The organism is Candidatus Pelagisphaera phototrophica (assembly GCF_014529625.1).
Lineage (GTDB): Bacteria > Verrucomicrobiota > Verrucomicrobiia > Opitutales > Opitutaceae > Pelagisphaera > Pelagisphaera phototrophica.
This window is the reverse complement of the sequence record NZ_CP076039.1, coordinates 2,196,011-2,216,340: the sequence shown is the minus strand read 5'-3', so window position 1 is coordinate 2,216,340 and position 20,330 is coordinate 2,196,011. Positions and strand designations below refer to the sequence as shown.

19 protein-coding genes are annotated in these 20,330 nt (G+C 49.1%); 9 read left to right on the top strand and 10 right to left on the bottom strand.

Features of this window, described 5'->3' with window-relative positions; all coding sequences use genetic code 11:
- Positions 1–110: 110 nt before the first annotated feature.
- The 5 genes from GA004_RS17980 to GA004_RS09515 all read right to left on the bottom strand — a co-directional run bounded on the left by GA004_RS17980 (position 111) and on the right by GA004_RS09515 (position 3,274).
- Positions 111–296 (bottom strand): DUF6148 family protein, encoded by a 186-nt coding sequence (locus GA004_RS17980; protein WP_343218800.1) that lies wholly within the window; start codon positions 294–296, stop codon positions 111–113.
- Positions 297–381: 85 nt separating this feature from the next.
- Positions 382–951 (bottom strand): 7-cyano-7-deazaguanine synthase, encoded by a 570-nt coding sequence (locus tag GA004_RS09530; protein ID WP_283393625.1) that lies wholly within the window; start codon positions 949–951, stop codon positions 382–384.
- A gap of 243 nt (positions 952–1,194) precedes the next feature.
- The gene (locus GA004_RS09525; protein WP_283393624.1) at positions 1,195–1,773 is read right to left on the bottom strand and encodes a VPDSG-CTERM sorting domain-containing protein; all 579 of its coding nucleotides are present in this window, start codon (positions 1,771–1,773) and stop codon (positions 1,195–1,197) included.
- Positions 1,774–1,842: 69 nt separating this feature from the next.
- A complete protein-coding gene (locus tag GA004_RS09520; RefSeq protein WP_283393623.1) occupies positions 1,843–2,586 on the bottom strand; it encodes a hypothetical protein in 744 nt (247 codons plus the stop codon).
- A 166-nt stretch (positions 2,587–2,752) separates the two neighbouring features.
- Positions 2,753–3,274 (bottom strand): hypothetical protein, encoded by a 522-nt coding sequence (locus GA004_RS09515; RefSeq protein WP_283393622.1) that lies wholly within the window; start codon positions 3,272–3,274, stop codon positions 2,753–2,755.
- A gap of 113 nt (positions 3,275–3,387) precedes the next feature.
- Here GA004_RS09515 and GA004_RS09510 point away from each other — a divergent pair, with 113 nt between their 5' ends.
- From GA004_RS09510 to GA004_RS09475, 8 genes are all read left to right on the top strand, one after another.
- Positions 3,388–3,831, top strand: coding sequence for a hypothetical protein (locus GA004_RS09510; RefSeq protein ID WP_283393621.1), 444 nt, complete (start codon positions 3,388–3,390; stop codon positions 3,829–3,831).
- 888 nt (positions 3,832–4,719) lie between these two features.
- Positions 4,720–5,682 (top strand): AAA family ATPase, encoded by a 963-nt coding sequence (locus GA004_RS09505; RefSeq protein ID WP_283393620.1) that lies wholly within the window; start codon positions 4,720–4,722, stop codon positions 5,680–5,682.
- A 12-nt stretch (positions 5,683–5,694) separates the two neighbouring features.
- On the top strand, positions 5,695–6,618 hold the full coding sequence (locus GA004_RS09500) for a DUF58 domain-containing protein (protein WP_283393619.1): 924 nt from the start codon (positions 5,695–5,697) through the stop codon (positions 6,616–6,618).
- An 11-nt stretch (positions 6,619–6,629) separates the two neighbouring features.
- Positions 6,630–7,646: a VWA domain-containing protein gene (locus GA004_RS09495; RefSeq protein ID WP_283393618.1), complete on the top strand. Its 1,017-nt coding sequence runs from the start codon at positions 6,630–6,632 to the stop codon at positions 7,644–7,646.
- Positions 7,643–8,677 carry a vWA domain-containing protein gene (locus tag GA004_RS09490; RefSeq protein ID WP_283393617.1) on the top strand — a complete coding sequence of 345 codons (1,035 nt, stop codon included), beginning with the start codon at positions 7,643–7,645 and terminating at the stop codon, positions 8,675–8,677. Before GA004_RS09495 ends, GA004_RS09490 begins: the two co-directional genes overlap by 4 nt.
- A complete protein-coding gene (locus tag GA004_RS09485; protein WP_283393616.1) occupies positions 8,674–9,549 on the top strand; it encodes a hypothetical protein in 876 nt (291 codons plus the stop codon). Before GA004_RS09490 ends, GA004_RS09485 begins: the two co-directional genes overlap by 4 nt.
- Positions 9,549–12,122 (top strand): BatD family protein, encoded by a 2,574-nt coding sequence (locus GA004_RS09480; RefSeq protein ID WP_283393615.1) that lies wholly within the window; start codon positions 9,549–9,551, stop codon positions 12,120–12,122. Before GA004_RS09485 ends, GA004_RS09480 begins: the two co-directional genes overlap by 1 nt.
- A 159-nt stretch (positions 12,123–12,281) precedes the next feature.
- A complete protein-coding gene (locus GA004_RS09475; RefSeq protein WP_283393614.1) occupies positions 12,282–12,872 on the top strand; it encodes a TlpA family protein disulfide reductase in 591 nt (196 codons plus the stop codon).
- A 5-nt stretch (positions 12,873–12,877) separates the two neighbouring features.
- Here GA004_RS09475 and lpxB read toward each other — a convergent pair whose 3' ends face one another.
- Genes lpxB through lysS form a run of 5 tightly spaced genes read right to left on the bottom strand, consistent with a single transcriptional unit; the run spans position 12,878 to position 18,440 of the window.
- Positions 12,878–14,062 carry a lipid-A-disaccharide synthase gene (lpxB, locus tag GA004_RS09470; RefSeq protein WP_283393613.1) on the bottom strand — a complete coding sequence of 395 codons (1,185 nt, stop codon included), beginning with the start codon at positions 14,060–14,062 and terminating at the stop codon, positions 12,878–12,880.
- A gap of 12 nt (positions 14,063–14,074) precedes the next feature.
- The gene (locus tag GA004_RS09465) at positions 14,075–15,004 is read right to left on the bottom strand and encodes a Gfo/Idh/MocA family protein (RefSeq protein WP_283393612.1); all 930 of its coding nucleotides are present in this window, start codon (positions 15,002–15,004) and stop codon (positions 14,075–14,077) included.
- A 22-nt stretch (positions 15,005–15,026) separates the two neighbouring features.
- Positions 15,027–15,710: an ABC transporter ATP-binding protein gene (locus GA004_RS09460; protein WP_283393611.1), complete on the bottom strand. Its 684-nt coding sequence runs from the start codon at positions 15,708–15,710 to the stop codon at positions 15,027–15,029.
- On the bottom strand, positions 15,703–16,941 hold the full coding sequence (locus GA004_RS09455) for an ABC transporter permease (RefSeq protein ID WP_283393610.1): 1,239 nt from the start codon (positions 16,939–16,941) through the stop codon (positions 15,703–15,705). The genes GA004_RS09460 and GA004_RS09455 overlap by 8 nt, the downstream gene beginning before the upstream one ends.
- 32 nt (positions 16,942–16,973) lie before the next feature.
- Positions 16,974–18,440 carry a lysine--tRNA ligase gene (gene lysS / locus GA004_RS09450; RefSeq protein WP_283393609.1) on the bottom strand — a complete coding sequence of 489 codons (1,467 nt, stop codon included), beginning with the start codon at positions 18,438–18,440 and terminating at the stop codon, positions 16,974–16,976.
- Positions 18,441–18,648: 208 nt separating this feature from the next.
- Between lysS and lipA the strand changes: the two genes are divergently transcribed.
- Positions 18,649–19,530, top strand: coding sequence for a lipoyl synthase (gene lipA / locus GA004_RS09445; RefSeq protein ID WP_283393608.1), 882 nt, complete (start codon positions 18,649–18,651; stop codon positions 19,528–19,530).
- The last annotated feature ends 800 nt before the right edge of the window (positions 19,531–20,330 follow it).

The following is a 20,330-nucleotide window of genomic DNA, read 5'->3' as shown; positions in this document are numbered from 1 at the left end:
CTTCGTTGGCAGCTTGCATTTTAATGCCGAGATCCAGCTCGCCTTAAACCCGCCTCGGGGTTAAAGTACTGGACTGTTTTATCTACCCAATTTAACTTTGTTTGCACTAATTAAATATCTCGAGGTACTACTCTATGTTGAGTGATTTGGTTGCCACTTCGGAGTGCTGCTAATTGTTTATTAAGGTCGTCTATGGCTTTTTTAACTTCGCGTAAATCGGCTCTTGACAAAGACCTGCTGCCTATTGAATAGGACTGGCCTTTTAGGATTGCTGCCTCTGCCAAAACGTTAAGCACCTTACGCTGCTCTAGTTCTGTTATGTATTCCGGATAGATTCCAACATTAGTTTGTAGCGCAAATGGACAGTAACTTTCAAGTATATTATAGACCTTCTCTAGTTTTGCAGGAGTGGCATTTTCCGCAGGGACGGAGCCCACCTTTTCGACATGACCATGTCAGGTCCATCAACTCTTTCGGTAGCTCATTAATAATCTCCTGTTTTGTTTTGCCTATAAGGGGATAGTCCACAGTGGGCGGGATTGGGAAGTCACAAGAATTTGCTAATGATTCCCACAGGTTACTTGTGACTTTTCTTTTCATTCTGTCGATAACCACGGGACGGCTCAGATCATCTTTCACCCATCCCATAACAACTTTTTCAGCTCTTATATTCGGGCATAGCCGGGACGCTACTAAACAAATAATATCCGAGTCCCAACCCGGATAGGGGAAGTCGAATATGAATTTTGACTCTGATGTTTTGAACTCTCGGAAATTATTTTTGCAGTAGGCGTATATTTTTTCAGTAGATTCGTATTCTTTTTTAAAATTCAGCTCTCGGTTTTGAATGCTGACATGGTGCGTGTGTACTGCGTAATAAGTTTTAGTTAGGTAGTGCCACAACATATATGTGCTATCCAGCCCGCCCGAGAACATAATTAATACTTTCATGAGATACCTATTGACCCCCTTTTTCTCTTCTTACGCTGTGGCTTGGGCGCTGGCTCTGCTGTAAATAGACCGTGTAGCCCCTTGTTTGCTCTGTGCTCCAAGTTTACAGGGTAAGATAAAAATGCTACTTGTGCGTAGTTGCGGCAATCTATGGGCTCGTTTCTAGCACCTGAAGCGTTGTTCCCATAGAGTACTTGTTTGCCGGAAACAATTTTTATATCTTTGTTCTCGCACGTCAAACCCTTAGCCCAGCCTCCGCTTAGCAAAGGCTAGAGCCACATCACCAACTCCAAGAAGGGCCGCTGTGGACCCTGTGTCGGGGACCGAACTGTATTGAACTATCAGAGTAGGAGCATTGTTAAAGTAAGTGATTTCACTTATATCGTAAGTCCCAATCACTAGGTCGCCGAAAGTCTTACCGCTCCCACTAAAATCGACCGTAGAACTACCTGATGCCGCTATGGTACCAGCGGATATTCCGCTCGCAAATTGCAAGCCGAGCATATCATACTGGTCGATGTAATCATTATCGACGATACGGACATCGGTAAGTGCCACTCCATCGAATGCAAAAGTACCAGTTGCTTGAAACCATGGCGGTAAGAAATCAGCATTAGTGAAATTTCCCGAACCTGCGGCCAAACCTGCGAATTGGAAGAGGGATTGACCCGTGGCGGTATTATACGCTGTGCCAGAGCCCGTGATTGTAAAGGTCGTCGACGAGGAACTTGGAGCAGAAACAGTGATGGTTATAGCCGATGCCGAAGCAGGGAGAAGTGACAAAAGAAGAATGATTTTGAGCAGATTGGCGTAACGTTTCATAGTTTTCAAATAAAGCTTGTGATGGGCTGAATCAAAAAAATCTAATACTTATCGGACTCAGGTCCTAGGCTAGCTTTTGGACCTTAGCTTTCTCAACAAGCGCACCCCAGCTGCTCCCGCCCCTAGAAGGGCTATGCCAACAAAGCCTGGACCAGTGTCTGGAACTGATGATGATCCGGCCGGCGTCGTTACCGCTGTAAGGAAGACCGACTCATACCCCCAGTGCTGCACAGTCGCAGTCTGCGCAGAGTCAAAATCAAACTGCAGATAGCCGAAGTTGACGTTGGAGGATGAGGATGAGGATAAGTGGAAGAAACCCATGTAGAGGGTTTCATTGGTCCCGTTAAGACCTATGGGCCCTCCAGGAGCCCAACCAACGGAGTTCGACGAATACCCTCCTTCACCTCCATATGACCCTCCTTCACCTCCATATGACCCTCCTTCACCTCCATATGACCCCTGGATCGACGTACCTATTTGTGAGTTAGGGCCAAACCAAGTACCAGCAACCACCCATGTAGTAGAATCAAAACTATAGGCACTGGCACTAATGTAATCCGGACCAACATATGACGACGAGCCTCCTTGAAAAAAGATCAAATTAGTACTAAAATCAGGAGAATGGAGATTAATCGGCGTACCTGCTCCAACCGGTGACCCAAGATCCATTCTTACTAATGCTGCATCGACGTCTAAGGTGCTTACCGCAGCCACTCCTGCAGCGGCGGCTGAATACCTCGCCATTCTAGAAGCGCGTGAATTGAACCCACTTTTGTCACTTGTTTCGGTCTCTACGTTTTCGGGCAATTTCATAGTGATCGTTTATGCAACTTTTGTGCCAAACAGACCAATGCCTTCATGCACTTTCTGTTAGTAACTATCTACCAGTACTTTAAAATTTCATTAATAATCGTCACTAAATATTAATATTGAGAAAACTGTAAAATATCCCGACACTTGTCGGAATACTTTACACTTCTTAACTCAGAGAACCCCGCATCCTCTCCCTAGCCTTAGCTAGGACCTTTTCATAGTCTTCTTGGCTAACAACATTCCTAGTGAACGTTGTCTCCTTCTTACGCTCCTCAATGCGGTGAGCTTGTTGCCAGCTCTTTTCTTTGGCTGTGGAGACGTAATAGACATCGCGGAAGTTGGGCTTCAATTTACCGCTCTCCATACGCTCCCTGACAGCCTCAATGATGTCTTCCTCCAATGAATGAAGATTGAGGAAAAGTTGTTTGGAAAGCCTCGCCCCAACTTCGGTCCATTTGCCAAGATGATCAGCGTACTCCATCAAGGTTTTCTTGATGGTCTTGTGGCAGATTTTGTGTCGCTTTACCATTTGGCTCTGACTTACGCCTAGGGAGAACAAATAGAGGATCAAACCAACCTTCTCAGGATTCATCCTGCTCAAACTCTTAACGCCTTCTTCTCGCTTCTTGCTCGCGTACTCCTGCACCGCATCAGCGATGCTTTCCTTCAAATCTGGGGCTTCAACCATGTTGCATATTATACCACATGAATGCGGTGATTGCCCTTGGAAACCCATCTACCGATGAGAAAAAATTAAGGAAATTGCTTCACCTTCATTCTACAGTATGGCAATCCAACAACATGCGATTTATTGTTCTACTAGTATTTCTTTTCTCTGGATGTGCAGAAAAGTCACAACCGACCTACAACGATGATGAAATCATTTTTGTTGTGGAACTAAAGCCCGTCAGCGGCAAGAACTCAGAGGATATTTCAAACTTCTCCAAGGTTTACACAGATGCCATCGACAACAATGAGCCCCAGTCACTTGGATGGGGTTTTTATGAATCTGAGGGTAAGATTACTCTCATTGAGCGCTACCAGAGTTCGGATGCCGTTTTAATCCACGGCCAGAATATTTCAGAGGGAGGCAAACTAGAATCCCTTTTCGGCGATTTTATAGAGCACTTTGAGATCATAAAAATTGAGATATTTGGCACAGCCTCGCCAGAACTAAAAGCGTTTCTCGAGTCGTTGGACATGCCCGCTTTTTACAGACCAGCGATGGCAAGTTTCAGTCGGTAGAAATAAAAAAAGAAGCAGCCCTCCCGAACTGCTCCTTTGATTCGCCCCTTCGACATCGCTATACAGGTTAACGCCGAGTGAGCTTACTTAAGTGTGTGCTGACTTTTCCATCTCATTCCCGAGAGATCAAGCACTCCCATTAGTTGAACACCTTTTGTGCAGTATTGGTAGAAGATCTGTTAATTTTGGCCCTTGGAGCAAAGTGACAAAGAGAAAGAGCGACCCTCCCACAGGCCGCTCTCATATGTTCATTTCTATGTTGCCCAAGGATCGATCTAAGACCGTGTCCTTTGGCCGTTATCCCCATAACGTGCGTATTAGTCATCTAGAGATATGCTTTTGTTCCAGGAATCTCGTTGGATTTTCTACTACCTAAAAACTGTTGGCGACAGTACATATAGATTAATTAGTAAGATAAGATTCTTAGTAAACTAATACTCTTGGTAAGCTAATACTCTTAGTACTCCAATTAACTCTTAGTCTAAGTATTCTCTTTTGGTAACACAATGAACCAAATGTCTACCAATCTTCTTTCTGTTAGACTTACTTTTCTCTAAACCTAGAGCTTCCAGAAAAGGAGTAGTAGACGTAGGGAAGGTTATGTTCCCAACATGCGTCTTTTAACCGTCGGGTGAAATCACGATCCCACTTTGGACTAAATCTTGGTTTGTTTTCCTTCTTAGCTTCTTTGAAGTCACTAGGATTAAGAGCCAATAACTCCTCAACGGCTTAATTATCTTTACTAATAACCAACAACTTATGGCGCAATCATTAAAAAATAAGGACAACCGAAACAATGTCTTGATTTCGTGGTCAATCGCAACTCACTGGACACAACTCAATGAAACGACCGATAACCCTCCAAAATTCTCAAGGCAAAAAACCCATATGAGCAACTGGGCTGAACGAATTAGAAACGAAGTTGGAACCGCTGTGATTGGACAGGAGATTGTGATCGAGCGAATGCTCGTCGCTCTGCTTGCAAATGGGCATGTCCTGTTGGAAGGCATGCCAGGACTGGCCAAGACACTTCTCATCAAAAGCCTTGGGACCGCCCTCGGCATGCAATTTGAGCGCATACAGTTCACCCCCGATCTCCTGCCAAGCGACGTGGTGGGAACGATGATCTTCCAGCCAAAGGACGGACAGTTTGTGCCCCACCGTGGCCCTGTCTTCGCTAATATGCTTTTAGCGGACGAGATCAACCGTGCCCCCGCTAAAGTGCAGAGTGCCCTGCTTGAGGCAATGCAGGAAAAGCAAGTGACCATCGGCGGAGAGTCGCAGGCCCTTCCCAAGCCCTTCTTTGTCATGGCCACTCAGAATCCGGTTGAGCAAGAGGGTACCTACCCGCTGCCCGAAGCGCAACGAGACCGATTCCTCTTCAAGCTGATCGTCGACTATCCGGAACAGGCGGAAGAGTTTGAAATGATGAAACGCTGGGGGCAAGTGACTCGTCAGCCTGAACTGAAGGCGGTGTCGAGTGGTGAGGAACTGCTGGAGATTCGCGAAGAAGTGGATCAGATCCATGTGTCGGAGGAGATACAGTCTTATATTCTAAAGCTGGTACGAGCGACGCGGAGAATGGCAGAGGGTGAAAACCCGGAACAGAAATACCTTTCCTATGGCGCGTCCCCGAGAGCGTCGTTGAGTCTGTACCAAGCCGGTCGTGCCCTTGCTTGGCTACGTGGGCAGGACCACGTGTCTCCGTCGATTATCAAGGACGTGTTCCTCGACGCCATGCGCCACCGGGTTGGATTGACCTACGAAGCCGAGGCAGAGGAAATCACCCCCGACGACGCACTCAAGATTGTCCTAGATAGAACTCCACTGCCTACTAATTCGTTCGCGTAAGCTTCTCGAAGAATGAGCCAGACAGAAAGCCAAATTTCGGATACCTTCGAAAGTCTGTCCTCTTCGATCGCAATGCTGCGGAAACTTGAGTGGCGGGTGCGGCACGCTGTAGCGAGCGTATTGAGCGGCGAATACAAATCTTCTTTCCGAGGCAAAGGAATGGAGTTTGATCAGGTCGTCAAATACGAGTACGGGGATGATGTCAGGGACATTGACTGGAACGTGACCGCTCGACTGGGCGAACCCTACCGGAAGAAGTTCGTTGAAGAGCGTGAAGTTACACTGGTACTGCTTTTTGAGGATACTCCTTCGCTCCAGTTTGGCTCTGGCGAACGATCCAAACGCGAAGCCCTCTTGGAGCTTTCGAGCCTTTTAATGCTTCTGAGCGCCGTGAATGGTGACCGGGTTTCTCTTTTGTACGCCTCGCCGACTGGCTATGAATTCACCAAGAGCTCGGCGGGCCGCGGCCGGGTTCTACACACCGCTGCGACTTTGCTGGGAAAGCCGCCACCGGATGTCCTCGGTCCTCAACGGGCGGTAGTACCTTGGAAGTATCTCCTGAGAGCGGTGCCCCGTCACAGCATTTTTGTCTGGCTAAGCGATTTTCCTGATCATGATCAACCGGAAGGATGGAACGTCATAAAAAAACGCTACCAACCGGTTGGATTTCGAATTGAGGACCCATGGGAGCGAGCGTTGCCCAACCGTGGGGAGCAAGCGGTATACGATCCCGTTTCCGGCAGACTTTTTAATCTGAATGGCAAATCAGTGGCTCAGAAAGCAGCGCACGAGAAATGGAACCGTGATCGTGATTCCCATTTCAAAAAACTGTTTCCAGTCGATTCAGATCGACTTACCTTACAGGCGGGTGAGGACGCTCTTGATACAGTTGTGAAGCTCTTTCAGAAACGTGCTCTACGCTTTGGGCGAGGCTGACTTTGGAAGTTATGGACGAATTTGCATTAGTGGATCCATGGTGGCTTTTAGCTCTGATTGCTCTTCCGGTTATCTGGATATTGTGCAGTCGGCGGGCATCGGCTGCTCTGGTTCTACCTTTTGCTGGAAATTGGCAGCGTTCTGTTTTTGCAGGAGGCTCGAAGTTGTCCTCATTCTTCGGGTTCGCAGGGGCTGCTTTAATTGTAATATCGCTGGCCCGACCCCAGATTCTCGATTTCGAACGGCAGACCAAAAGCAAAGGCTACGACATCATGCTGGTATTGGACCTTTCAAGTTCGATGCTGTATGAAGACTACAAGGACGGCTTGAAGAGTATCAATCGCCTGCAAGCAGTTAAACCGGTTTTAAGCGCATTCATCAACAAACGCGACAACGATCGCATAGGTCTCGTCGCTTTTGCAGGACAGGCGTACACCGTGGCTCCGCTCACGTTTGACCATCGCTGGCTTTCGAGTCAGACGAGTCGTCTAGCTATTGGTTTGATTGAAGATGGAACTGCTATTGGAGACGGCATAGGCGTTGCACTATCTAGGCTGCAAGAGGGAACCAAAGAACGTTCCGGAGAACGCGAAGGCGCTTTCATCATTCTCCTTACCGATGGGGCCAATACCGCGGGTTCTATCGAGCCTATTGCGGCTGCGGAATTAGCTGCAGAAAACGGCATTCGCGTTTACACAATAGGGGCCGGACGGGATGGAATCGTCTCCATGCCTCGCCTCAACGCCAAGGGAGAGCGAATCGGAACGGTACGCGTACCCTCTCAAACGGACGAACCAACCTTGAAGGAAATCTCCAGAATTACTACCGGAGAATTTCATCGTGCCGATAATTCCAATACAATTAAGGACGCTTTCGACTCTATAGACAAAAACAGCAAGATTGAGTTTGAGTCACATCAGTACAGTGTGACCACTGAGCTTTTTCCCTATTTCTCGATCGCAGCAGGCGTCATGCTTTTTGGAGCGCTAGCGATTGGGGCGATGAATCGAAAGGAGGTCCTAAGTTGACTTTTGGACAAGAGCTCTACCTTTTTGCGCTAGCGATTCCCGTCCTAGGAATACTAGCTAATATCGTATTCAGAAAAAGGATTGTTTCACTCTCCAATCGCTCTAAGGTTAAACGAGTCAAGGCCACTTTCGCAGGTGTTTCCGAGATTAAATCCGGTCTGAGCCAACCATCCAAATGGCTGTTTCTCATTGGATTGGTTTTCGTTATAATCGCACTCGCTCGGCCCCAATGGGGTGAAATACACAAGGAGGTTTTCAAGCGTTCCCGCGAGGTGATAATTGCTATGGATTTGTCCAAGAGCATGCTAGCTGGAGACATCAAACCCAACCGACTTGAAAGAGCTAAACTAGTCGTGGAAAGCTTGCTCGACAATTTACAGGGAGAGAGCGTTGGCCTGATCGTCTTTGCCGGAACCGCTTTTCTCCAAAGCCCGATGAGTCCCGACTACCAAATACTCCGCGGTTTCCTGAGAGATTTGAACCCCAATTTCATTCCCCAGGGCGGCACCAACTATGGGGCTATGCTGGAGACGACTCTCGATTCCTTTCGGCAATCGGACAGCGAGGCCGACCGCTTTCTCATAGTGATCAGCGATGGCGAGAGCCTTAACCAGGACTGGACAAGTTATGTAGACGAACTGAATGAGCAAAATGTGCAGGCAGTCTGTCTCGGGTTCGGCACTCGAGATGGGGGACTCATCCCCGCGGAAGAGGGGGGCTACCATAAGGACCAAGCGGGGGCTGTCGTGCTCACCAAGCTCGAGTCTGCTACCCTGCAATCACTCGCAGATAAAACAGGAGGAGTTTTCCGGGAAGCAAATGTCTGGGTAGACCTTGCTTCGCTCATTGAGGAAACGGTTAAACGCGGGAAAACCGGAGAAACCGGAACCACTTCTCAGTCTGTTCACATAGAGAGGTATCAGATATTTTTAGCTCCCGGACTTCTGCTCATCTTGATATCCCTGTATCGAGAATTTCCATTCACACCTAAACCAAGAGTCGTTCGAACGAGAACTCCCCTTAACCAATGACTTTTAGCCCTTTAATTTTTAGGAATATCTATTCTATTTTTATTTCGCTGTCTTTCGCTTTCGGGGCTTCGGGGCAGGTTGCCGCGCCCTTGCAAAACACGCCAACTGCCACTCCTCAGGCAGAGGAGAGCGGTCCAACTTTGGGCGACGTCATTGCTTCCATCGCCGAAAAGGAAGCCCACGAGCCTTCCGACTACGAGCAGTTTGCCCAAATGACATTGCAACTTGGACAATCCGCGATGCAACAAGGTCAGAGAATTCCCGATCCCTCCATCTGGGATGGGATTCATGCAGTTGATGCTGGCCACTCCATTAATCCGCTGCAGACAGACTGGGTAATGCTAAGAGAAGAACTAGAAAAACTACTGGAAAAGCCGCCCGAAGAGCAACAGCAGGATCAGGAAAACCAAGATCAGGACCAATCAGAGAATTCCGAAGACCCGAATGAATCGGGGGAACCAAATTCTGACTCTGAACAAAACGGGGAGGACTCAGATTCTCAGGAACAAGAGAATTCAGATCAACCAAGTGAAGAGAATCAGGAGCCACAAGAGAACGAAAGCGGTGAAGAGCAGTCTCAAACCGGCGAGCAAGAAGGCGAGCAACAACAGCAACAGCAAAGTGAATCTTTAGGCGACATGAATGAATCTGAAGAAACGCCACAGCTAGACCAACAACCGAAGGAGGAACAAACTCAAGTCGGAGGAACCGAGCAGCAACTGCCTCCAAGGTCAGCCAAACAGGCAATGACTCTTCAACAACTGGAACAGCTCAAGCAGCAAGACAAGCCTGGGGCCCTGCACATGATGCTGCAGAATGCGGAACGCGATGAAAACGCGCCACCCCCTCAAAAGCTAAAAAAGGATTGGTGATGAACCGCTCATACTTAAAACTCTTCGCAATCGTGCTCTTCGGAGTATTTACGACCGCGTCCACTCTTTTCGCGCAAAGTGTCACTTGGACACCCGCTTCGGGAACGCTGCAGCAAGGGAAAGCGAATAGCCTTCAACTCCATTTCGAAGGCTGTTCACCGGACGGAAATGTCGATCTTCCTAACGTGCCCGGCGTCAGTTTCACTCAGGTCGGTCAAAGCAGTTCGATGAACATATTTAATTCGAGGGTTGTTCAGAAACTGATTCTCGAATTTCGCGTCTCTCCAACGAGCGAAGGAACAGTCACGATCCCTTCCTTCAGCGTGCGAACCGACAAGGGAAACATCAGTGTAGAAGCTGCTAGTTTCGAGGTGATTGAAGCGACGCTTGGAAACACCGGCATGAAGCCTGACGATATTTTCAAAAGCGAGCTCAGCGTTACCGATGATTCCATCCACGAAGGGGAAATCTTTACGCTGCGCTACGTACTTGGAGTCCGGCAGGACTACCAGAATCGTTTAAACGACATTTCTTTACCCCAATGGAATCCCATCGGCGTGGTCACCAAGGGCTTCGAAAGTCATCGCTCGACCAATTTCAAGTACCGAAATTTCGACTACTCCGCAGTGCTGTTCGAAACTCCCGCCATGGCCACTCGGAGCGGAGACATTAAACTGCCCAAAGTAAACCAGACGGTATCCATGGTCGTTGGACGCCGGAGGGGATTTATCTTTGATGATCCAGTTGTTGATAACTACAATATTGAATCGGAAACGCTTCAACTTAGCATAAAACCCCTTCCTACAGGAGAGCCCACATCCTTCACGGGTGCGGTGGGTCAGTTCCAGTTTGAATCCAAGGTGATTCCCGAAATCGTGCAGGTTGGAGAACCGGTAACTTGGACCTTGAAACTTAGCGGGACGGGAAACTGGCCCCAAGGATTCGGGCTAAAGCCCCGTAATGTATCCGCAAGTTTCAGGTCCATCCAACCGAACGTGAACAAGGAAGTTTCGGAAGACTCGCCTTTCGAAGGAAGTCTTTCTGAGGATATCGTTCTGATTCCCACGAAAGAAGGCGATTTCGAGCTTGGACCCATCGAGTTCAGTTTCTTCAATCCCAAAACCGACCGCTATGAGAGCATAAACATCCCGGCAAAAACGGTCGTGGTAAATCCCCTCGTTTCCCAAAACGATCCCAATGACTTGAGCGCTCCCTCAACAGAACCTACGACCAGCAGACCGAAACCGGGCGATTCGCTTCCGTTCGAGCTCGACCCAAGCGGAGTGAATCTCTTGACCAAGCCAGTTGAATTATTGAGCAGCCCCCTCGGACAGTCGGCTCAAGGCTCGATTCCAAAAGGTGGCGTAAAACTTGGCTATCTCGCCTTTTCTTTCGCGACCCCCGCCCTTCTCTGGGCTTTAATCGCCTTGATCCGCTCCCTCTCTTTAGACCCAAACAAACAGAGGCGAAGAGCTTTCAAACAGTTGAAACAGACCACAATGGCACTTGACGATGCGGAACCAGCAAAGCGGGAAGCGCAACTTGCTTGGAGGGCCGCGGTACGGGAATTCTGGGAAATCGAAATAGAGGAACCCTCTTCCACGGATATTGAAAAAGCCGTATCTGAAAAATCTGGCATCGAGCAAGCGACGCGATGGAAAACACTCTGGCAGAATTCCGATAAAATGCTGTTTGGAAAGCGTGCCCCCTCCTTCAAAGAATGGCAATCAGAGCTTAGAGATCTTCTCAGCCAACTTCGTCAGCCGGGAATCTCAGTCCGCCGGCTTTTTTCTAGTGGAGCCTGGTTCGGCTCAATCGCCGCGATTGCGGTGCTGGTTCCGACCTTGGATGGCTTATCCAACGAAGGACTGGACCATTACAACGAAGCCGCCTTTTCGAAAGCCTCGTCCTCCTGGCTTTCGGAGCTCAATTCTAATCCAAACGACTGGACCCTCCGGCACAATTTGGGCCTGGCGGCTGCCCAAGAAGAAAGGTGGGGCGAAGCGATCGCTTATTGGACCTCTGCCTTCCTGCTAGAGACGGATTCGCCCGAACTTAGATGGAACCTGAAGGTAGGCCTTAGCAAAAGCGGCGGGTACTATCCCACTCTCGCTCGACTCGTTAAGGGCGATGGACTCATGGCCTACATTTCAATCTTAACCCCAGCGGAATGGGAGAAAGCGACTTATCTTTCCATGGTTGTCGCGGCACTGGCATTTGCCGGTTGGGTCGCCTTCGCCTATTTCCCCCAAAGGAAACGGATTCGATTTACCTTCGCAGCGATAGGCCTCTTTGCGGTCGCTCTTGTTTTTGGATCAAACTGGGCACGAGCTGAGTACGGACTTCTTGCCAATCCGGAAGCCATGGTCGTCATCAATGTAGGCCAGCTCAAAAGCGTGCCTACAGATTTAGAGGTCGAGCAAATTCAATCCCCCTTGCCCGAAGGCTCCGTTTGCCTGGTCACGAAAACGTTTCTCGGCTGGATGAAGGTCGAGCTTCCCAATGGTGAGCAAGGCTGGTCGCGAAAAGAGAACTTTGCCCCACTCTATGGAACGCTGGGGGATATTCTTTAGTCGCTACTCAGGGGAGTCGATATTCAATTAGGACACTGTTTTCCCAAAAATTCGAGTCTCAGAAAGGTTCCCTCCAAATCGGATGTCGATCATCCCATGAAATCACTTTGGTGCAACAGCCGTTCTAAGATTAGTCCTTGATGGGTCTTTCCGTAGATTATGGAATTTCTTAAGCGAAACTGGTCAACTCTCCTTTTGATAGGCGCTATTGCCGCTTACCTAGGCTTGAGCATGGGTACGGACAGATGCCCTCTGTGCGTCGTAACCGATTTTGCCACGGGGGGAACCAGTGATTCGACCGCTCCGAGAAAGAGTGCCCAGGTCATGGGAGAACTCGAGCAGGTGACCTGGCAGGCCAAGACCATAGATGGCCTGGAAATCAATAGCGACTCCTGCAAAGGCAAGGTTACGCTGATCGTTTATTGGGCGACTTGGTGTGCTCCCTGCCGTGAAGAGATTCCTACCCTAGTAGCGCTGAGAAATGATTTTTCGAAGGACGAAATTGAAATCATAGGTGTCTCGGTAGACGAAGCATATAAGAGTATCGAACATTTCATTACAACCAACAAGATCAATTACGATATCGCAAGAAACAACGAGAGCCTGGATCAAGCCTTCGGACCGATACGCTATATTCCGACGATTGTAATTCTAGATCAAGAAGGTAAAGTCCATCAGCGCCATACAGGCGTGGTCGGCCCCAATGTCATTCGTGGGCAAGTCCAATTGCTACTGGAAAAGAAGGCCTAACTTCGTTACCTCGAAACGTTTTTATTGAGCCATGCTCCTGCTCCACCACTCGCTGGCTTGTCTAGGATTGTTCGCAGTTTCCCGCTCAATTCACTGGTTTGCTCTATCCGGCTCGCATTGTTCAGGCAATTGAGCAGTTCGTCAGCTAGAACTCTCGCCTTTGCAGCCCCTTGAATGAACTCAGGATAAAATGCCTGGTGCAAAAGTATATTCGCAATTCCGATATAGGGAATCTTAAGCACCATTTTCCCAAACAGATAGGTAAGCGGGTGGACGCGATATACAACTGCTCCCGGTATCCCTGATAAGGCGCAGTTCAGGGACATCGTTCCTGAACTTGTTAGAACGGAGCTCGCTTTTACCACCGTACTGTTTGGCACGAGCTCGATTCGCTCTTTCAAATCGCCATATTGACTTAGTATGGATTCTAATAATTCTTTAAGGGTATCGCTCGCGTATATACATTTCGCACGAGCATCATTTTGATCCCTAAGCAGTTCCCCAAACGCCTGAAACATGACTGGGGCGATTCTCCCAATAGCTCCAGACCTACTCCCAGGTAGTAATAAAACGTCACCATCGGCATCATAGGTCGTGGGGAGTTGGTAGTTCTCTGCAAGAAACGGATGGCCAACAAAAGTTGTCTCTAGTCCCGTGTCTTCGAAGGTTTCCACTTCAAACGGAAAGATGACTCCCAGCGTGTCAATTAGCCCTGCCATTTCAAATCTGCGCTTGGCCTTCCAAGCCCAAACTTGCGGACTAATGTAGTAGAGCAGTCGAATGTCCCCGCCGGACTTTGTCGTAACACCGTGCTCCGCCAACTTTTTTGCCAACCTGAGATTCAACCCGGGATAGTCGACGAAACATACCGCTCTCGGGCGATACTTCAAGATCCAGTTCACAATCTCATCGTGCAACTTTTTCAGCTCGCTGTAGTGCTTCAGCACTTCAAAAATTCCCACAATGGCGTAGGGCATCATGTCGCAGATCAACTCTGCTCCAGCGCTTTTCAGGTTTACACCTCCCAGTGCGGCAACTTTCAATGTCGGGTTCCTCTTCAGTGCGGCGCTTACCATTCTTGCTGCATGCTCGTCGCCAGAATGCTCTCCCGCAACAATGAGCACATCCACATTGCTGCCAGTGGGAGCCGGAAACGGAAATGAAGATAAAACTAGCGGATCGGTGGGCATGGGGATATAGGCCTAATCCATCGTCTTGCGTATCTGACTCGTGATCTGAATCGCTAGGTCAAGCGCGGTTTTACCCAATTCGCCACCCACTTTTGGATCCTTTCGGTTTTTCACGCTTTCAACGAAAGATGCCAGTTCCAACTTAAGTGGCTCGCCTTTTTCGATGGGCACTTCGTTCTTGCTTAGACCCTCTAACCCTACCGCCACGTGGTGGCCAGCTTGATTCATGAAATCAAGAGACAGGTAGCCGGTGGACTGAAATACGCGAATCTCTCGAACTTTTTTGGAGCTTACGCGACTTACATTCAAGTTAGCCACGCAACCATTTGCGAACTCTATCCTAGCATTGGCAATGTCCTCGGTTTTAGAAAGCACACTAACGCCAACACTCCTCACATCCACAGGTTCCGAGCCTACCAGTTGCAGAACCACCCCGATATCGTGTATCATTAGATCCAAGACAACGCCCACTTCGGTTCCTCGTGGCTGATAGGGAGCTAATCGTTCCGCCGTAATGTATTTGGGGTTCGTGACCACCTCTTCGAGGTAGCTCATGACTGGATTGAAGTGTTCGATATGCCCTACTTGAACAAGAGCATTTGCTCCATTCGCCGCGGCAAGAATCTCAGTCGCCTGCTCGACTGTTTCACAGATTGGCTTTTCAATTAGGAGATGACATCCCGCCTTTAACAAGGGTACCGCCACTTCGTAATGTTTGTCCGTTGGCACAACGACACTAATAGCGTCACAGGTTTCCGCTAACTCTTCAATCGTGGAAAACACTGGGCATTGATGCCGCTCGCTGATCTCTCTAGCCCGATCAGCATCGCTTTCAAAAACCCCAGCCAATACATTGCCTTCAAGCTCGCTGTAGATCCGAGCGTGATGTTGGCCTAAATAGCCCACACCGATCACTCCGCACTTCAATAAATTCTCTTTCATTTGATGTAATTCAATCTATCATTTAGCCGAATTTTTTCTCAAGTATCCCCTGTCTCAATACCCAAGATCGACCCATGCGGGCGGCGTAGTTCGCACTATGCGTTACCAGGACAAGACTGACCTGTTTTTCTTCGCAAAGCTCTTGCAGCATGTCCATGATCGAATCCCCAGTGGCTTCGTCGAGATTGCCAGTAGGTTCATCGGCCAGGAGAACTTTAGGATCGGAAATCATCGCCCTGGCGATTGCCACTCGCTGCCTTTCGCCCCCCGACAAGGTAGATGGCAGGCTCGACATGCGTGAACCCAGCCCCACTCGCTGCAGAAGAGACTTTGATCGCTCGGCTAGATTGTCGGTATTTCCAGAGATGCGCCCACCTAGCATGACATTCTCGAGGGCGCGGATTTCCGGAACCAAATAGTAAGACTGGAATACCATGCCGATTAGCGACGAGCGTTTGATCGCAAGGACTTGGTTTGAGTGCCTGGATATTTCCTCTGAATTCCAGAAAATACCGCCTTCGTCCGCCTGATCCAGTCCCGCCATGAGGTTGAGGAGAGTGGACTTCCCGCAGCCAGATTCACCTTGAATACTGACGGTATCTCCCTCGTTGATACAGATATCGACTCCTCTTAAGACTTCGATGTGCTCGTCACCGCTCTTGAAGCGGCGCACCAAGTTCTTCGTCTCCATCAACTCACTACTCACTTCGTAATGCCTCCACTGGGTTCATCTTGCTGGCCTTGTAGGCAGGCACAAGCCCCGCCAGAGTTGCTATCAAAATCGATAGCAGGGAGATGACAATTAGGTCTCCTGACTGAACCCGGGCGGGCAAGTAAGCAAATCCGTAAATCTGGTTCATCGAATCTGACACGCTCAATAGGGATGAAAGGGTCGACGTGATATCATTTCTAAAATAGAGCAGTGTCCTTCCAAACCCGATGCCAAGCAGTGTTCCCGCCACACCAATAATCATTCCTTGGAAACAAAAACAGGCGGCTAGCTGTCTCGGGGTAGCGCCCATCGCGGCGAAAAGACCGATCTCCCGAGTTTTCCGTATCACAAAAGTGAGGAGAGACGACATGATGGAAAACGAAGCGACGATAACAATGATGAACAGCAGGAAGAACATCATTCGCTTTTCCAGTTTTATGATGGACAGGTAGTCTCCGTTGGCATCCATCCAGGTTTGAGCGTAGTAGGGTCGACCGAGAGACTCTGTGATTTCCCGACCTTCTTCTTCCGTCTCAAAGCCGGGCTTCAGCTCGATTCTAATCCCATGTGCTCCTTCGCCAAGATTGTAGAGATCCTGCATCAGCCTTAGCGTGCTGATTACCGTATTCTCATCCACTCTTTGCCAACCGGTTTGAAAGATTCCCCCAATTCTAACGAGGCGAGGCAAAAGTACATCGCTGCCATCGCTCTCGAGTAGCTTCAACATCATCAGAGGCGTATACATTTCCACTTCATCCCCGACCGAAAGTCCTAACTGACCCGCAAACCCAGAGGACACCAATATGGAGTCATCGTCGAATTCATCCATGCTTCCATCCAAGAGGTAATTTCCGTACTTTTGAACTTCGCGATCCGATCTAACGTCGATCCCTTCCACAATCGGGGCCAGCGGCTTGTTATTGTGAAGCACCATAACGATCCCCTGTGCGTAAGGAATGGCAGTATCGACGCTTTCCTTTGCTTCAAGAATCTCAGCCAATCCGTCTGGATCCCCCAAAAGACCGCCGTTTACGACTCGCAAATCGCCAAATGTATCGGCAATTTTACTACGTATTTCATAACCGAATCCGTTAAAAACGCTGATAACGACAATTAGCGTGGCCACACCCAAGATAACGCCAGTCAAAGACATTAGGGTAAAAACAGGAAAGCGTTTCCCTTGTGGGAAAAGATGCCTCAGGGCGATGTAAAGGTACCAGGGCATCAACTTCAGCCAATAAGCGGATTCGGCTCAGGTTAGGAGCGCAACTGCGGATACAGGATAACATCCCTTATGTTCTCTGCCTCAGTTAGCAGAATAGCAATACGATCAATGCCCATTCCGAGTCCTCCGGCAGGTGGCATACCGTATTCGAGTGTCTCCAGAAAATCGTCGTCGATACTCTGAGTCTCTTCTCCCGCTTGCTTTTCAAACATTTCGCGCTGCACATCCGGATCGTTTTGCTCGGAATAGGCTGGAGCGATTTCCATACCACCTATGCACAGCTCGAAAACGTCGATCGTCGAAGGATCGTCCTTAGTGATCTTTGCCAGCGGACATAGCTCTTTGGGCAAATGGGTCACGAATGTCGGCTGTATCAGCGTGGGCTCAATCAGCTTCCCGAACACTTCATTGGACACCTCATAGTCCTCCCAGTCTGCTTCCACCTCGAGCTTCATCTCGCGGGCGCGCTCAATTTTGGTTTCCTTGGAAAGGTCAAACCAGCCAAGATCCCCTACCTTCTCGCAAACGAGATCCTTGTACTTGGCCTCACGCCATGCACCCATGAAATCAATCACTTCGCCATCAGGCATTTTAACTTCCTCTTTTTTGAGAACGTCCTTAACCAGGTACCGGAGCATGCTCTGAATCAACTCCATCATTCCACGATAATCCGAGTACGCCTCATAGAGCTCCAGCATCGTAAATTCTGGATTGTGACGACGCGAAATACCTTCATTACGGAAATTACGGCCAATCTCAAAAACGCGGTCAAACCCACCCACCAAAAGTCGCTTGAGGTAAAGCTCGAGTGAGATTCGAAGCACAAAGTCCCGATCCAGCGCGTTGTGGTGCGTGACAAACGGCTTTGCCGCGGCTCCACCGGCCACATTCTGAAAAACAGGAGTTTCTACTTCCAGGTAGTCCCGCTCCTCCAAAAATCTTCGGATGCCGCTTATGATGCGGCTTCTATTAAAGAATCGCTCGCGCGATTCTAAATTCATAACCAAATCCAAATGGCGCTGGCGAATCCGCTGCTCTTGATCCGTGAGACCATGAAACTTTTCAGGGAGCGGCCTCAATGCCTTGGAGACCATTTCGTACTGCAGGGCACGAACGGTTACTTCACCGGTTTTTGTCTGAAAAAGCGTTCCCTCGACTCCGATGATGTCGCCGGTATCCAGCTTTTTGAAATTCGCGTACGCCTCTTCTCCCAGTGCGTCGATACGTACATAGGACTGGATGATACCCGTTTGATCCTGTATTTTGACAAACTGGGCCTTGCCCATTTTGCGAATGAACTTCAAGCGGCCCGCCACACGCACCGCCGGCTGATTTTCTTCCTCCGCTCCCCCGACAAAGGCTGCGACCGCCGAGACGGCGGTGTGCGTCGGCTGGAAAGACGACCGAAACGGATCCGCGCCTTGAGAACGCATGTCTTCTAACTTCTTGCGGCGCACCGCCAACTGATCGTGTGAGATTTCTGAAAGATTTGAACTCATGCTTGGAAAACCCAATGGATAAGGACACTTGAGATAAAAAAATCAAAGCCTTTCGTTTACAAATAACGAACGGCTCTCCCGAAAACTCCCGCAAGACCGTCCATGGAGATTAATTCCGTAGGTGAATCGAGATCGCCCTTCCATAAAAGACCGTGAAACATTTGCATTTATAGGTTGAGTTTTGGGGCCAATTGCAAAGGTTCTCGGCATGAAATCCCGCAAGCCAGACTGGCTTCGAGCAAAGTTGCCCAGCGGCAGTGGCTACAGCGCTGTTCGAAAGATGGTTGACGACAATCGGCTGCACACCGTTTGCCAAAGTGCCCAGTGCCCAAATATGGGTGAATGCTGGTCCCGGGGAACGGCAACGGTAATGATTCTGGGGAACATTTGCACCCGATCTTGCAATTTCTGCGCGATCCAAACCGGTCGTCCCACCGAACTGGACCTCGGCGAGCCAGCCCGTGTCGCGGATGCGGTGGCAAAAATGAATTTGCGGCACTGCGTCATCACTTCCGTTACTCGCGATGAACTCAAGGATGGCGGGGCCTCTGTTTGGGCGGCCACAATACGAGCGATAAGAAATCGAAACCCTAGCACCGCCATCGAAGTTCTCACGCCGGATTTCAAAGGAAAGCTAGACCAAGTCGACACCGTATTAGCAGCCGAACCCGATATTTTTAACCACAATGTCGAAACCGTGGAGCGCCTCCAGAAGCCCGTGCGCGTTCAAGCGCGCTACGATCGTTCCTTGAAGGTGCTTCGTCACGCGGCGGATCAGGGTCATGTCACAAAATCGGGCATCATGCTTGGCTTGGGGGAAACCAAACCGGAGATCGCTCGGGCCCTTGAAGACATGCGTGCCACTGGAATCAAAATCGTCACTCTTGGTCAGTACTTGCAACCTTCAAGCAGACACCTGCCAGTAGACCGTTGGGTTACTCCAGAAGAGTTTGAGGATTGGAAAGAGTTTGGCCACCGCATCGGTTTTGACTTCGTAGAGTCCGGCCCCCTCGTCCGCTCGTCCTATCATGCAGACGAGCAGTCCTCAGCGTTCACCGGCATAGACGAGCTTCGCAGAACTTCGGCCTGAATCATTATTCCAAGTAAAAAGAACTATTCCGAAATCTAGATCGACTGGGCCTGCAGCGTCCTACCGCCCCCGCCAACAAAAAAATTTACCCCCCTGCGTGAATGTAGGCAATCTGATGTGCCTGTCCGGCACACTCCCGACCAAGAAAACGAATGTGGTATTCGCTGGAAGAGCAGGTACGGAACAAGTGTAAGGTCGGGCTACGAGGTGGAGAAGCTCTTCCTCATCAATGCCTTGCTACATCTGCGAGCCACTAGTGATTAGTTTGATCGCCTTGAGTGCATCGTGCATCTCGCGGGGTTAGTGAATGGAGTCGGCGGCCTTTCGGACAGCCCAAAAGCATCAACAGCGCATCCGACCTCTTGGCAAACTACCGGGAAAAACCGGAAGACATTCAAGGATAGCGGTTTCCGTTAATAGCCTCCCGCTGAATTCTGGCGTAGAGATAAATCTCGTATTGGAATTGTGGAAAGATTAAGTTTGATTTTTACGAAATTCCTACATTTGTAATCTTAAAAATAACAGTGACCCATCAGCCATTATTGCAAATTACCGAAGGTCCATTCCCTGTTTTCAGATCGTATTCATAAGCTGAATTCCTATTACATGTCAGTGCTAACTCTCAATCACATATCCTAGAATCCTTTAGTTAAAACTGTGAAACTCGGTGATTTTCTACTTTACTTTTAAATTTTTCCGCGAGAACCCACTAAAATTGTTTTAAATTCTTGCATCACCTGCTAATCCACCATTTTTTCCCATTTTCCGATTTTCCGATTTTCCGATTTTCCGATTTTCCC

Bases quoted from the DNA above. Each gene is read 5' to 3' on its own strand.
- GA004_RS09500 (WP_283393619.1), top strand. From the start codon at position 5,695: ATGAGCCAGACAGAAAGCCAAATTTCGGATACCTTCGAAAGTCTGTCC.
- GA004_RS09530 (WP_283393625.1), bottom strand. From the start codon at position 951: ATGAAAGTATTAATTATGTTCTCGGGCGGGCTGGATAGCACATATATG.
- GA004_RS09505 (WP_283393620.1), top strand. From the start codon at position 4,720: ATGAGCAACTGGGCTGAACGAATTAGAAACGAAGTTGGAACCGCTGTG.
- GA004_RS09510 (WP_283393621.1), top strand. From the start codon at position 3,388: ATGCGATTTATTGTTCTACTAGTATTTCTTTTCTCTGGATGTGCAGAA.
- lysS (WP_283393609.1), bottom strand. From the start codon at position 18,440: ATGAGTTCAAATCTTTCAGAAATCTCACACGATCAGTTGGCGGTGCGC.
- lipA (WP_283393608.1), top strand. From the start codon at position 18,649: ATGAAATCCCGCAAGCCAGACTGGCTTCGAGCAAAGTTGCCCAGCGGC.
- GA004_RS09525 (WP_283393624.1), bottom strand. From the start codon at position 1,773: ATGAAACGTTACGCCAATCTGCTCAAAATCATTCTTCTTTTGTCACTT.
- GA004_RS09495 (WP_283393618.1), top strand. From the start codon at position 6,630: ATGGACGAATTTGCATTAGTGGATCCATGGTGGCTTTTAGCTCTGATT.
- GA004_RS09475 (WP_283393614.1), top strand. From the start codon at position 12,282: ATGGAATTTCTTAAGCGAAACTGGTCAACTCTCCTTTTGATAGGCGCT.
- lpxB (WP_283393613.1), bottom strand. From the start codon at position 14,062: ATGCCCACCGATCCGCTAGTTTTATCTTCATTTCCGTTTCCGGCTCCC.
- GA004_RS09465 (WP_283393612.1), bottom strand. From the start codon at position 15,004: ATGAAAGAGAATTTATTGAAGTGCGGAGTGATCGGTGTGGGCTATTTA.
- GA004_RS09480 (WP_283393615.1), top strand. From the start codon at position 9,549: ATGAACCGCTCATACTTAAAACTCTTCGCAATCGTGCTCTTCGGAGTA.
- GA004_RS09520 (WP_283393623.1), bottom strand. From the start codon at position 2,586: ATGAAATTGCCCGAAAACGTAGAGACCGAAACAAGTGACAAAAGTGGG.
- GA004_RS09455 (WP_283393610.1), bottom strand. From the start codon at position 16,941: ATGCCCTGGTACCTTTACATCGCCCTGAGGCATCTTTTCCCACAAGGG.
- GA004_RS09515 (WP_283393622.1), bottom strand. From the start codon at position 3,274: ATGGTTGAAGCCCCAGATTTGAAGGAAAGCATCGCTGATGCGGTGCAG.
- GA004_RS09485 (WP_283393616.1), top strand. From the start codon at position 8,674: ATGACTTTTAGCCCTTTAATTTTTAGGAATATCTATTCTATTTTTATT.